This window comes from Bacillus sp. FSL W8-0640 (assembly GCF_038007725.1).
Lineage (GTDB): Bacteria > Bacillota > Bacilli > Bacillales > Bacillaceae_G > Bacillus_A > Bacillus_A cereus.
The window spans coordinates 4,809,535-4,822,479 of sequence record NZ_JBBOXT010000001.1; the positions used below are offsets into that span (position 1 = coordinate 4,809,535).

Consider the following 12,945-nt stretch of genomic DNA (forward strand, 5'->3'; position numbering starts at 1 on the left):
TAGTCTTCCTCCTATAATCGTTTCTTATATATCCATTGTCTATTTTACCGAAATCCTCATCATTTTACTAACATGTTACTCTTCCACTTTAAACTGCTCGACTAATCTTTCTAAATCTCTCATATGTTCTGTCAAACTTTCCATCGTGTGAGCTACCTTTTCTAAATGATTCACCTGTGATTCCGTTGCAGCATGTACCTCTTCAGAAACAGCTGCACTTTCTTGACTCGTACCAGCAATTGTATGCATTACTGCTGTAATTTCCCCTTGCTCGTAACCTATGTTATGTACCTCTTCTACAATTTTTTCAACTGAAGTACTAATCGTATTTACGACTGACATAATTGTGCGGAACTCCATTTCCGCCTCTGTCGTCACTTTATTTTGCACATCTGCAATGTCTTTCAATTTACTTACAACTTCTACAACCCTTTTTACTTCTAATTGTACATCACCAATCATCGTTGTGATTTCTCCCGTTGCCTCTTTTGATTGTTCCGCTAATTTCCGAACCTCTTCAGCAACAACCGCAAATCCCTTACCTTGCTCACCTGCACGGGCAGCTTCAATCGATGCATTTAAAGCAAGTAAATTTGTTTGATCTGAAATGCCTTTTATAAGCTCAACAACATTTTGAATCGATCCAACTCTTTGTTCTAACTTATCCGATGCTTCTTCTGTATGAACAACAATCGAAGATGATTGTCCCCTCGTACGGATTAAATTCCTCATTGTATTTAATCCTTGCTTAGATGCCTCTTCCGCTTTGCCAGCCACTCCTTTTATTTCACCAACGGAGCTATTCATTTGTTCCACTGACTCCGCCATATTCTCGAGCTGAGCTGAAACTTCATCCACACTATTCGCAAGAGTAGAAGCTCCTCCACTCACATCATCCATTGCTCCTGAAACTTCTCTACTAGCCGCTACTGTTTCATTCGTTAAGTAATGTAAACTATTCGTTGATTGTTGCACCGTTGATACGCTGTTTTTAATTTTACTTACCATTTCATTCATTTGTTCAACCATATCATTAAAGTGCTTAGTCAACTCTCCAACTTCATCTTTACTTGTCACTTTCATTCGCAGCGTTAAATCGCCTTCTGCTACTTTTTGCACGTGATTCTTTAATAGTTGCAGTGGTCTTGCTAATCTTCTTGAGAACAAGTAGGAAGCTACGATTCCAACTAATAAACTAATACATGCCATTATAATAACTGTATTTCTCGTACTATTTAATAGCCCATCGATCGTTTCTTTCGGATAAAAGATTCCTATCGTCCATTTCATCGTATCAAATGATTGACTGTAAACAACTACATCTTCACCTTTTATTGTAGTGACCGCATATTTTGTTACCTCTTTATTTAAGCTCTTTATAAGTAGCTCTTTAGAAACATCTTTTCCTATCTTTTCTGGATAAACAAGAGCCATATTTTTATCATTTATAATAAACATTTCTCCGTCATTATTGTATTGAATATTGTGAAGCAACTTCTGAATCGTCCCAAGCGATACATCCATCGCAACAACGCCTAATATAGATCCATCTTGAGCTGTAATTGCTTTAGAAACACCTACACTTAACTTTCCTGTTGCAATTTCATAAGAAGGTTGTCCCCAGTGGACCTTTTTTACATCAGCCTCTGAATCTTTATACCATGGTCTTGTCGTTGGATCGTATCCTTCTGGCACTTGCCCACCTTCAGCAAGATTGGCACTTAATGTTTTTTTATCTTTCGTACCAATATATAAATCTAAAATACCAGGATGATTCTTTTTATACTCCGCAAACTCTTTCGTTAAAAACGCTTCCTCTTCTGGAGTAACCCCACCTTGAAGTATATTACGAATCATCTCACTGTTCGCGTAATACCCCATATCTTCATCCGTTCTTTGAACAAATGTCGTAAGTTGCTCTGTTACAAGATCCATCGCATTTTGAGAATACTCGTCTAAGGAACGCACTTCCTTTTCTTTCTGTAATTGATACACAGCTGTACCCAATATTACGAACATCATAGAAATAAGAACTGAAAACACTACCGCAATTTTTAAACGTAAACTTCTTAACATCTTCCCCAAAGCATCCCCTTCGCATTAAATTAAAATCTTATTAATCATTATATTAAGTATAATAGATAAAATTAAAAAATTGAAATTAATTCTCACCTTAATACAATTAGAAAACGGACTACCACTTGTGCAAAAACAAATAGTTCATTATCCTTAAAATATAATCTCATTCGTTCGGAGGGAACTATGTTACAAAAATTCGGTTTCTCACAATATGAAAGCCAAGCTTATGAAGTTGTCGTATCAAGCAATGAACCATTAGATGCTACAACAATTGTGAAGCATTCAGGTGTTCCAAAAGCAAAAATATATGAAGTACTAGCACGCCTAATCGATAAAGGAATGGTAATGGATTCTGTTTCAGAAAAGAAAAAATTGTATACAGCATTACCACTAAAGCTAGCAATTGAAAAATTAACGACAGAATTCCAATCAAATATTAAAGAACTGGAAACAAATATATCAAAAAAATCATTTACAGATGACCGTGTGTGGAGCTTAAAAATGCAATCTTCTATTCGAGTTCAAAGTAAAGAACTCATTGAAAGTGCAAAAGAATCAATCCGCATTTCAGCTTGGAATGATACTCTTTTAGAATATCTTCCTTTACTAGAACAAAAAGCAAAACAAGGTGTTCAAATTGAATCCCTTATTGTTGGAGAAGTAGAGACAGACTTAGAAAACATGCATTTTCTAATCCCAGCTGAAGAACCTAATGCATTAGAGCGCTACTTGCTACTCATCGTTGACGATCGTGAAATTTTATTTGCTGGCGTAGAACAAGAGTCATGGCAAGCGATGAAAACAATGTCACAACCTTTCGTGAAGTTCTTTACAGAATTTTTCTATCACGACGTTGCACTTGCAAAGATCACCCAGAAGCACCATGACCTCTTTATGGAAGATGAGGAAATTAAGAGTTTGTTGATGAAATTAAGATACTAATTAAATAATAAAAAGGAGTCTAGTTTTTCACTTAGACTCCTTTTCGTTTTGTTCCTTTATCTCCATCAACAGCTCAATGATTTTCTCATTTTGCTCTACTTGTTTCTCTGAATTTTTATAGATGAAACGAACCCATCTAAGTGCAAGAATAATAAGAAACAAAGGGAGCATTGAAATTAGAAGACCAATAATTGAAAAATTCGTATACATATACATCACCTCGCTACATACAAATTCTCCACCTTTCTACTAAAACCTACAATTTTTTACAAATAAAAAAAGAACCTATCAAACGATAGATTCTTCTTTCACGAACTGAGTAGAGCGTCCTCTTGTAATCGAGAAAATCGCACAAAGCAGAGCTAATATAATAAAGCCACCGCCTACCCAAGCATTATATATAACAGATGATTTTTCGATAACAACTCCGCCTACTGTTGAACCAAGTGCAATTCCTAAATGAAGGGCAGAGTTATTTAAACTTTGCTGAATACCAGCTGATTCTGGTGCAATTTCAATTAAATAGTTTTGTTGCGCTGGTGAAATCGCCCAGCTCAGCATACTCCAAAGTCCCATCATAATGATGAAGAGCGGGAATGAGAATGTCATTAATGGCAGTATGAAGATTGCACACGCAAATACGATAATGATGGAAATAATACTTTTCTTCGATCCCCATTTATCAGCAAGCCAGCCACCAAAGCCGCCACCAATTACTGCTGCGATTCCGAAAATAAAGTAAAACACACTAATCCAGTTTGCTTCAACATGCATGACATCTTTTAAAAACGGTGTTAAATATGCATACAATGTTAAATGCCCTGTTAAAAACAAAAATGATGTTAACTGTGCACTTACAATTTTTTTATCTTTTAAAGTAGCAAGTTGTTCTTTTATTGATAATACCGATGTCGGTGGTACTTTCGTTAAGAATAATGAAATACAAGCAATTGCCATAACTGTTAATACCGAAATTAATACAAATGGTGCACGCCATCCGTATGCATTTCCGAGTACAAGACCAAGCGGTACTCCAAGTACAAGTGATCCACTAATTCCCATAAAAATGATTCCAATTGCACGCGCACGAAAATGCGGTTCTACTACACTAGAAGCAAGTGTTACCGATAGTGCAATAATTAATGAACCACTGGCCGCACAAATAACCCTTGAGAACATCAGCATTCCGTAATTCACACTAAATGCCGAAATAATATTTCCGATTAAGAAAATCGATAATGCTCCAACATACAATGTTTTTCTTTCAAACTTCCCTGTCAAAGCTAATAAAACTGGACCTGACAAAGCAAATACTACCGAAAATATTGTTATAAGCTGACCAGCTGCACTAATAGATACTCCTAAATCATTGGCAACTAAATCGAGCGTTCCTCCTATAATTAGCTCAACCGTTCCGACTACAAAAGCCGCGATAGCTAAAATATAAACACGAAAATTCAAGTCTTTCCCCACGCTTTCTATTTTGGTTACTACCATCATAGTAACCAAAATAGAAAGTGGAAGCAAGTACAATTTTTTTACAGTAAAAAAGGTAGGCGTATAATACGCCTACCTTTTTATCATTCTGTTTCTTCCTTCTTATTCAAGTACCAATACACCGGCAGTCCCGTAAATACAATTCCAATCGATAAGAAACAACTTACTGGATCGTTAATAATTGCACTACCAATTACAAATAACGAACCTAAAATCGCTACGATTGGTACGATTGGGAATAACGGTACACTATATGCACGCTCTTTATTCTTATTACGTTTTCTTAAAATGAAGACACCAATAAACGTCATTACATAGAAAATATAAATAATGAATACGGAAATCTCAGATAGCTTATTTGGATCACTAATAATCATTAAAATAATTCCTAAAATGATTTCAACAGTAATCGCATTTGCTGGTGTTTTAAATCTCGGACTTTCCTTTGCAATAAACTTAGAAAATGGAAGTTGTCCACGCTCTGCCATAGACATTGGGATACGTGGGAACGTTAAAATCTTTCCATTTAAACAGCCGAAAATAGAAACGATAATACCGATACTAATAATTTTTCCGCCATATTCTCCAAGTAACATGCCTGCAGCTGTCGCTGTTGCATTTTCTCCAAGGTCTACAATTTTCGCTGCTGGTAATACATTTAATAATGCCAAGTTAATTAATACGTAAGCAGCCGTTACGATTAAAATCCCTACTGTCATTGCTTTCGGTAATAACTTTGTTGGATTCTTCATTTCTCCACCAATCGAAGCAAGTAAAATCCAGCCGTCATAAGCAAATAACGTTGCTAAAATTGCCATACCGATACTTTGATTTTCCGATATCGGCACAACTACGTTAAAAATATCGCTATTCCCTTTCCAGAAACCTAGCACAACAATTAACACAATCGGAATCATCTTCCCAATTGTCGTGATTGTTTGAACGATACCTCCGTATTTTGTTCCCATACTATTTACAACGCCAAGGAACACAACCGTTCCAATTGCGATTGGTAAATTCCACACTTTATCTAAATAGAAAAAATTAATCACTAAAGAACTAAAGTATAAACCTAATGTTCCGATAATAGCAGGTCCATAAACAATTGTTTGCATCCAACCTGATAAATATCCCCAAAAACTTCCGTAAATCTCCTCTAAATACGTATACAACCCACCATTTTTCGGGATTTGCGCTCCAATTTCAGCTACTGTTAAACCACTTGCTAGCGTCAACAGGCCACCAATTACCCAAGCAAGAATGGCCATATTAGAACTCCCCGAGTAATCTAATACGCTCCCTGGTTTCATAAACACACCAGATCCAATAATCGTTCCTACTACGATAGAAAGTGCTACTGTTAAACCAATTTTGTTCTTCTCATCATGATGCATGCTGCGTATCCTCCTTCCAATCCTAGTGTGATGCAAAAATGAAATAAAAAAACACTCCTCCCTAAAAAAGGGACGAGTGTTGTATTCGTGGTTCCACCCTTGTTTCAATTCGTAAAGTAATACACTTCACCAATTTCTCAAGTCTAAATAACGGTTTTTGCCGGCAAGCAATTACTAGATGCTCGTTCACTGCTGCAGTTCAGAGGTGGTAATCTATTTTTCCGTATTAGGAAGCTCACAGCCAAAGGCTTCCCTCTCTGGAAATCGTAAAAAATTGATCGTGTCCTCATCATCACTTCTTGATGTCGAATTTTGTAGTTATTGTTCATTATATTGAATTGTTAGAAAAAATCAATATATTTTTTATATAACATAGGAAATATTTATCTTCTTATATTATAACAGAAGCTGTAATATTTCTCTAATTCCCTCGTATCTTTGGAGCAGTGTAGCTGTAAAAATTATATCAGCGATTTTTCAAATATATCGATTTACCAACAAAAAACGCCAACAATAAAAGGAGGTCTTTCAAAAGAAAGCCCCCTCACGCCTGTACCTTTCGGTTGCCCACACGAAAGATACGACTTCATTCAATTATTTCTCATCTTTTTTCATAAAAAACTTATGGTGCGGTAAATCAACATTCAATGCCTCTAATTGTTTCTTTTCATTGTCTAAAATCGCTTTCGCTTTTGTTTTTGTTGCTTCATCTAATCCTGCAAAGATGTCTTCATGCTTCTCTTTCTCTGGAAGTTTCACACCTAATTTTGTTAATTCTTCTTTTGCTTGCTCATGCGTTAATTTTCCAGATTTCTTTTGCTCTAAAATTGACTTTGCTTTTTCTTTTGCCTGTTCATCTAAGTTAGCAAACATGTCTCCATGTTTACCTTTCTCCGGCATTTTCACGCCTAGCTTTGTTAATTCCTCTTTTGCTTGCTCATGCGTTAATTTTCCAGATTTCTTTTGCTCTAAAATCGACTTCGCTTTCTCTTTGGCCTGTTCATCTAAGTTAGCAAACATGTCTCCACGCTTACCTTTCTCCGGCATTTTTACGCCTAACTTTGTTAATTCCTCTTTTGCTTGTTCTCGTGTTAATTTTCCAGACTTTTCTTGCTCTAAAATCGACTTCGCTTTTTCTTTCGCCTGTTCATCTAATCCCGCAAACATTTCTTTACGTTTTTCTTTTTCTGGAAGCTTTACACCTAGCTCCTGTAACTGTTTCTTTGTATCGTCCATAATCGTTTTTACTTTTTGTTTTGTAGCGGCATCTAAATCTTTTTTCACTGTTTTTGTCGCTTGCTCAGCTGTTGGAGTATTTGTTGCCGCGAATGCCGGAACACCGACTCCTCCAATGATTCCGAATGATAAAGCACCTGCAATCGCTAAATAACCAACTGTTTTCTTCTTCATAGGAAATTTCCTCCTTCATATTTCTAAAGCATGTACACTTTCGTATACAACGCCAATAGTAATATTGGTTTCTTAAAATTTCCTTAACGATTCAAATAAAAAACACCGCTCGTAATGAGCGGTGTTTCTCTATGCTTTTTGTAATTGTAACTCTTCACGTTCCATTATTTTTCTTAATACAATTGTTTGTGTCATTGTAAATAAGTTACCTGTTATCCAGTACAACACAAGTCCTGATGGCGCCGCAAACCCCATAAATAGAATCATTGCTGGCATCATAATTTGCTGCATCTTTAGCATCTGTACTTGTTCTCCAGGTGTAATATTCGATTGGAAAACTTTCATCTGAATAAATGTCGTTAACGCTGCAATAATCGGTAATATATGATATGGATCTGCATGTCCTAGGTTCACCCATAAAAACGAAGATGTGCGAATCTCTTCCGTTCTGCTAATCGCATAATACAAAGCAGAGAAAATCGGCATTTGTATAAAAATTGGCCAGCAACCAGCAAGTGGATTCCAACCGCCTGATTTCATTAGTTCTGACATTTCTTTTTGATACTGCTTTTGTTTTTCAAGGTCTTTGCTTACATCACCGTATTTTTTCTTTAGCTTCTGCAATTCAGGTTGCATTTTCTTCATTTTCGCTTGGCTGCGATATTGCGAAACAGCTAATGGAATCATGGCTGAACGAATAACGAGCGTCATAATAATGATAGCAACCCCGAAGCTAGCTCCCGGTATATGATGAGCAACAAATTGAATCATATACGAGATTGGATATACGAAATAATGGTTCCATATCCCCGTACTATGTGAATCAATTGTGCCTGCATTACTGCAGCCAGATAAAACAAAAACAAGTACTACTGATAAACTAATGAGCGCAGCTCGGTATGATTTTAACATGTTCATTCCTCCAATGTTTCGTAATTATTTAGCGAAACATTGGTGTATACGGACCAACCTCATCATTCTCTTCACTTGATTCTTGTCTGCGTACGGAACGAATCATTCCATATTTATAAAAAATTGAAAATAGCGGTACATTTCCCGCACTATCTTCACATGTATCAACTAACGTAAAAGCTCTTTGTCTACCGCTTGATGCTTGTTGACGCACAAAGCGAGAAACATTAGCAAGGAAGAAAACTTCTAATAAGCAAAGTGCTGTCGTTACAAACGATATATATAGAATTGCATCCTGCAATAAAAATTCCATCGCTTCACATCCTTAATAAGGTCATTTTAGCACATCGGGCAAATATTCTCTATTTCCTTTTATTTTCAAAAAAAGTATTTTGCATATTTTCTCAAGAAAACAATAATTAAGAAACGTTGTATTCGCTTTCTTTAGCATATTCACACACATCAATGAATAGGCTTGATTTATTAGAAATTTATAAAATTTTTGCATTATAATAAAACTATTGCCAGTTTTTGAAAAAACCTTTATTCTCTTCTTGTAATCAAAAATGAATATGGAGATGAAACATACTATGGGTCAACTAGGAGACGCCGATTACGTTCCCGACACCGCCTTTTTATCCTTCCCAGCAGCTAAAACATTTCACTTAGAATTTATGATACAGTTGGTTGTTATTTTTATAGCTTCTATTTTGTATGCAATTTCTATGAATATGTTTTTTATCCCGCATAATATGATTAGCGGTGGATTCGCTGGTGTAGGGATGATTATCGGTTATTTAATGCACTACAATATCGGTGCACTTATCTTTTTACTAAACATTCCTCTTCTTATTTTAAGTCACTTTTACTTAGGAAAGAAGACAACCTTTTTAACAGCGTACTTTGTAGCTGTATCATCGTTAGCGATGAACATTATCCCGGTACACCAAGTTTCAGACGATATTTTACTTTCTTCTGTATTCGGTGGTGTTATCTGCGGAGCAGCTTCAGGAATTATATTCCGATTTGCTTCTTCAACAGGTGGTTTTGATGTTGTCGGATTGATTGTAGCGAAATATCGAGATGTTTCAATTGGAGCAATCATATTTGTATTCAACTTAATCTTACTTGTAGCAGCAGGTTTTATTTTCGGATGGGATATTACACTTTATACGTTAATTAGTCGATTTGTAGTCAGCAAAGTTATCGACGCTGTGCATACGAAACATATTAAATTAACGATAATGACTATTACAGAAAAAGGCGAGGAAATAAAAAGCGCACTACTACATCACGGCATACGCGGGGTGACAATGGTAGACGCTGTCGGCGGCTATACAAACCATAAGAAAAAAATGATTTACACTGTCGTGACTCGCTATGAGTTAGGCGAAATGAAACGTATTATCCGTCAAGTGGATAACAAAGCATTTATGAACATTACTGAAACAGTTGAAATTGTCGGCCGTTTCAAACGCATATAAAACAGGTTAACAAATTAAAGGGCATAACATATTAGTCATATATAATATGTTATGCCCTTTGTTATTCAACTAACGTACCTTTTAGCATAATAAAATCACTAAGTTTATTACTACAAATCGGAGGATAGCATTCCATATACAATACTATCTGTCCATTCATCTTTATTCCAAAAATCTTGTATCAAATGGGCTTCCTTTCTCATGCCTATTCGTTCACACAATTTTTGTGAAGCTGTATTACGTGCATCAAGATTAGCCTGTATACGATGTACATTACATTCATTAAATAATTTCAATACCAAACTACTTACTGCTTCTGTTGCCAAACCTCTCCCAGCTACTTCATTTGAAAAACTATAACCAATCTCAACAGTGTCTTTCATATTTGTGTACCATACTGATAAATCACCAACTACTTTAGTTTTGTATATAACTGCCAAACTTAATATTGTTTCTTTAGTAAGTACATTATTTGCTAGCTTCTTATTAAATCTTTTCTGCATGTCTTCATGAGTCCACTTATTATGTAATAGGAACTTACATGTATCAGCACTATTATAAATAGCAAATACATCCTGTAAATCAGTACTCTTAAAAGGTCTAATTATTAATCTTTCTGTTGTGAACTCCAAGTTAGCTCTCCTCCCTTACATTCATGCTATAAAACATTTTTTATAGTATTTAAGCCTCATTCTTAGATCTCACCTTGATTACATATTTCATCATAATAAATTAAAATCCTTCTTCCACTAAACTGCACCGTTAATGGTATTTCCTTAAGCTTTTTATTTTTTACACTTATCACAAAATCAGATAATTCTATTATTATGTCCCTAAATGTGTTATAATGAAAGCAGACTCACAAAAAAAGAGTATATAGACTTGGAAGTTTCTCTTATTTTACAAGCAAAAAGAAACGAGCAGTCGGGTATATTTCAGACACCATACACGTAACGGTTTAAACAACCGATCATCTTAGTTACTCTTCAATGATCTTTTTATAAAAAGATACGTACAATTAAAACTCACTTCAATATACTATACCTACCTTTTTGACTTCCAAATCATCTTATTACATAGGGAGATGAACATATGAATCAATATATACGATATACAATAGCTGTCCTGTTTGCTATTATCGGCGGAACAATCTGCTTCTGGACAAACACTCAGCTTGGAGAGAATATCATCTTTAATGGAATCGAAACGCTTGTAAGCGCTTCAATTTTAGGCGGATACATTTACTTCCTCTTCAATCCAGAAGAAAATGCTCAAAAAACAATGTTATTAACAATGATCGGAATCGTTGGTGGATGTATTTCCTACTCAATGACAAACTATACATTACCACTTCAATTAAGCTCAGCTTTCTTCCACGGTCTATGGACTTGGTTCATTGCATTCTGCCTAGCAGACGTATTCAACCTATTACAAGACACTGAAGAAGATAGCGGTCGTCAAATTGAAAGTAACTCTTAAGCTGGAAGATACTCTTCCAGCTTTTTTATGTTGGTTTGCATACCCCGCATCACGATAAAAAGAAGTTGCCCTCACGGCAACTTCTTTCTCACATACCCCATCCAGTACCAACCGGATTATATCAGCGATTCTCCATATATATCGGCGATTTCTCCACTTATATCAGCGATTTTTTCATTATATCGACCGTTCGACACAGGATATCGACTTACCGGCAATTTTCGGCAACCTATTTATGCTCTATACCCTGCCACTACAATAAAAAGAAGCTACCCAACGGCAACTTCTTTTCCACATACCCCACTTCGTATTCACTAAAATATATCAACGATTTTTCAAATATATCGATCATTTCTCCACTTATATCAACGATTTTTTCATTATATCAACGGTTCAACACAAGATATCGATTTAACGACAACCTTCGACACTCGAAACGCACAATATACCCTATCCCCCAAGCAACTTACTGCCGAACTCTACGATTAAAAAGATAATTAATAGGATCGCGAGTATCTTTAATGCTACATATGCCACTTTAAAAACAACATAAATGAGCAAGACTATCAAAATAATTGATAAAATTTCCATATTTACTTCCTCCAAGCTTTGCTCTTCTTATCTCATTTTACTCGCCCCGGACTATTTATGGAACGGCATAAGATGACATAGAAAAAAGAGGATACCTCACCCATCGTAAGATACCCTCACCTTCAACTGCTCAAACCATTCTCTTTCTAATTGTAAATATCCCATCTCACTCTTCTCGGCGCTCTTTAATTCTTTATCAGCTTTCTTCATATAAGTATGGGAAGCTTCTAGATCATTCTCTAAATATTTGATAATTCCTTGTGTACGATAATATCCGTTTAAGTCCATTTTTGTAATAGCCTTTGCATGTTCCTTTGCTTCTTGCAAAGAAAGACTATCCATCTGATAAAGGGCTTTATATAAAAGATACCAACTATGAAAACTGCTAACGAAAAACTTATTTTCTTGCGTTACAGGTAGTTGAACAATTCTTTCTATATACGGTATCGCTCTTTCCATTCCCTCTTGATCTGCACGAGCAAAAAAGACAAGCATAAGTCTACTCATTATCTCTCTTATCCCTTTATTGTCTTTTATTTTCTCCTCACTCAATTCTACTAATCTTTCATCCCAATCTTTCGGTCTTTTATAACTAAATAACTCACTCGATATTTGAATCTCATATAAATGATTTCTAGCTCTTTCATCATCTTTAATTAAAATAAGAAATTGCATCCCATCACTCATAAGCGTTCCTTTTATCGGCACAATTGTAACCGCAAAGGTTGCAAAATGGAAAAAGGAAAAATATAAAAGATATTGATAATAACTCACCATGTATATGTAACCGGAAGTAATACCAAACAGTAAACTCGTAATTGGTCCACCTAAAGTGAGCCACGCCCATTTTTTCGAAAGATTCGGTGTCTCTATAGAAGGTGGTACTAGTGTTGCAACGCCTCCAAAGTAAGCCCATAATTTATTTTCTCGAATGCGTAATTTTCCCTTTTCTTTTTGAATAGTAATGGGTCCTACTGTCATAAATTTAAATGTTAAACCACCTATTACACCAAATACTACATGTCCTAGCTCATGAATGGCTAACACTAATAATGAAATTCCAACTATTGCCCATAGGTTCAAAATTACTTCTAATTTCCCAGTTCGGATTACTCCGTATAAAATGGACAGAATTAACGCCACTGTCATTGAGCCAG

General features: G+C 35.6%; 13 protein-coding genes and 1 other annotated feature. Of the genes, 3 read left to right on the plus strand and 10 right to left on the minus strand.

Annotated elements, in window-relative coordinates; translation table 11 throughout:
- Positions 1–75 precede the first annotated feature (75 nt).
- The gene (locus tag N2V80_RS25020; protein WP_061654809.1) at positions 76–2,076 is read right to left on the minus strand and encodes a methyl-accepting chemotaxis protein; all 2,001 of its coding nucleotides are present in this window, start codon (positions 2,074–2,076) and stop codon (positions 76–78) included.
- Positions 2,077–2,262: 186 nt separating this feature from the next.
- Between N2V80_RS25020 and N2V80_RS25025 the strand changes: the two genes are divergently transcribed.
- Positions 2,263–3,021 carry a TrmB family transcriptional regulator gene (locus N2V80_RS25025; RefSeq protein ID WP_000939479.1) on the plus strand — a complete coding sequence of 253 codons (759 nt, stop codon included), beginning with the start codon at positions 2,263–2,265 and terminating at the stop codon, positions 3,019–3,021.
- A 27-nt stretch (positions 3,022–3,048) separates the two neighbouring features.
- Here the strand turns inward: N2V80_RS25025 and N2V80_RS25030 are convergent, their stop codons facing one another.
- The 6 genes from N2V80_RS25030 to N2V80_RS25055 all read right to left on the minus strand — a co-directional run bounded on the left by N2V80_RS25030 (position 3,049) and on the right by N2V80_RS25055 (position 8,547).
- Positions 3,049–3,231 (minus strand): hypothetical protein, encoded by a 183-nt coding sequence (locus tag N2V80_RS25030; RefSeq protein WP_000288473.1) that lies wholly within the window; start codon positions 3,229–3,231, stop codon positions 3,049–3,051.
- 78 nt (positions 3,232–3,309) lie between these two features.
- Positions 3,310–4,494, minus strand: a complete 1,185-nt coding sequence (locus tag N2V80_RS25035; protein WP_002062676.1) for an MFS transporter — start codon at positions 4,492–4,494, stop codon at positions 3,310–3,312.
- 107 nt (positions 4,495–4,601) lie between these two features.
- Positions 4,602–5,912: an APC family permease gene (locus N2V80_RS25040; RefSeq protein WP_061654808.1), complete on the minus strand. Its 1,311-nt coding sequence runs from the start codon at positions 5,910–5,912 to the stop codon at positions 4,602–4,604.
- A 65-nt stretch (positions 5,913–5,977) separates the two neighbouring features.
- Positions 5,978–6,214 (minus strand) — a binding site (T-box leader).
- A 292-nt stretch (positions 6,215–6,506) separates the two neighbouring features.
- A complete protein-coding gene (locus tag N2V80_RS25045; protein ID WP_000730882.1) occupies positions 6,507–7,322 on the minus strand; it encodes a hypothetical protein in 816 nt (271 codons plus the stop codon).
- Positions 7,323–7,451: 129 nt separating this feature from the next.
- On the minus strand, positions 7,452–8,234 hold the full coding sequence (locus tag N2V80_RS25050; protein WP_000920519.1) for a membrane protein insertase YidC: 783 nt from the start codon (positions 8,232–8,234) through the stop codon (positions 7,452–7,454).
- 28 nt (positions 8,235–8,262) lie between these two features.
- Positions 8,263–8,547: a hypothetical protein gene (locus tag N2V80_RS25055; protein WP_000394934.1), complete on the minus strand. Its 285-nt coding sequence runs from the start codon at positions 8,545–8,547 to the stop codon at positions 8,263–8,265.
- 277 nt (positions 8,548–8,824) lie between these two features.
- Between N2V80_RS25055 and N2V80_RS25060 the strand changes: the two genes are divergently transcribed.
- Positions 8,825–9,718, plus strand: a complete 894-nt coding sequence (locus N2V80_RS25060; protein ID WP_000530044.1) for a YitT family protein — start codon at positions 8,825–8,827, stop codon at positions 9,716–9,718.
- A gap of 110 nt (positions 9,719–9,828) precedes the next feature.
- Here the strand turns inward: N2V80_RS25060 and N2V80_RS25065 are convergent, their stop codons facing one another.
- Complete coding sequence (locus N2V80_RS25065; RefSeq protein WP_061654807.1) at positions 9,829–10,350, minus strand: GNAT family N-acetyltransferase; 522 nt, start codon at positions 10,348–10,350, stop codon at positions 9,829–9,831.
- 460 nt (positions 10,351–10,810) lie between these two features.
- Between N2V80_RS25065 and N2V80_RS25070 the strand changes: the two genes are divergently transcribed.
- Positions 10,811–11,197 (plus strand): DUF3938 domain-containing protein, encoded by a 387-nt coding sequence (locus N2V80_RS25070; RefSeq protein WP_001077776.1) that lies wholly within the window; start codon positions 10,811–10,813, stop codon positions 11,195–11,197.
- 450 nt (positions 11,198–11,647) lie between these two features.
- Here N2V80_RS25070 and N2V80_RS25075 read toward each other — a convergent pair whose 3' ends face one another.
- A complete protein-coding gene (locus N2V80_RS25075; protein ID WP_000404758.1) occupies positions 11,648–11,788 on the minus strand; it encodes a DUF3985 family protein in 141 nt (46 codons plus the stop codon).
- Positions 11,789–11,884: 96 nt separating this feature from the next.
- Positions 11,885–12,937 (minus strand): hypothetical protein, encoded by a 1,053-nt coding sequence (locus N2V80_RS25080; protein WP_061654817.1) that lies wholly within the window; start codon positions 12,935–12,937, stop codon positions 11,885–11,887.
- Between the last annotated feature and the right edge of the window lie 8 nt (positions 12,938–12,945).

Bases quoted from the DNA above. Each gene is read 5' to 3' on its own strand.
- N2V80_RS25075 (WP_000404758.1), bottom strand. From the start codon at position 11,788: ATGGAAATTTTATCAATTATTTTGATAGTCTTGCTCATTTATGTTGTT.
- N2V80_RS25050 (WP_000920519.1), bottom strand. From the start codon at position 8,234: ATGTTAAAATCATACCGAGCTGCGCTCATTAGTTTATCAGTAGTACTT.
- N2V80_RS25030 (WP_000288473.1), bottom strand. From the start codon at position 3,231: ATGTATACGAATTTTTCAATTATTGGTCTTCTAATTTCAATGCTCCCT.
- N2V80_RS25020 (WP_061654809.1), bottom strand. From the start codon at position 2,076: ATGTTAAGAAGTTTACGTTTAAAAATTGCGGTAGTGTTTTCAGTTCTT.
- N2V80_RS25060 (WP_000530044.1), top strand. From the start codon at position 8,825: ATGGGTCAACTAGGAGACGCCGATTACGTTCCCGACACCGCCTTTTTA.
- N2V80_RS25080 (WP_061654817.1), bottom strand. From the start codon at position 12,937: ATGACAGTGGCGTTAATTCTGTCCATTTTATACGGAGTAATCCGAACT.
- N2V80_RS25070 (WP_001077776.1), top strand. From the start codon at position 10,811: ATGAATCAATATATACGATATACAATAGCTGTCCTGTTTGCTATTATC.
- N2V80_RS25045 (WP_000730882.1), bottom strand. From the start codon at position 7,322: ATGAAGAAGAAAACAGTTGGTTATTTAGCGATTGCAGGTGCTTTATCA.
- N2V80_RS25055 (WP_000394934.1), bottom strand. From the start codon at position 8,547: ATGGAATTTTTATTGCAGGATGCAATTCTATATATATCGTTTGTAACG.
- N2V80_RS25040 (WP_061654808.1), bottom strand. From the start codon at position 5,912: ATGCATCATGATGAGAAGAACAAAATTGGTTTAACAGTAGCACTTTCT.
- N2V80_RS25025 (WP_000939479.1), top strand. From the start codon at position 2,263: ATGTTACAAAAATTCGGTTTCTCACAATATGAAAGCCAAGCTTATGAA.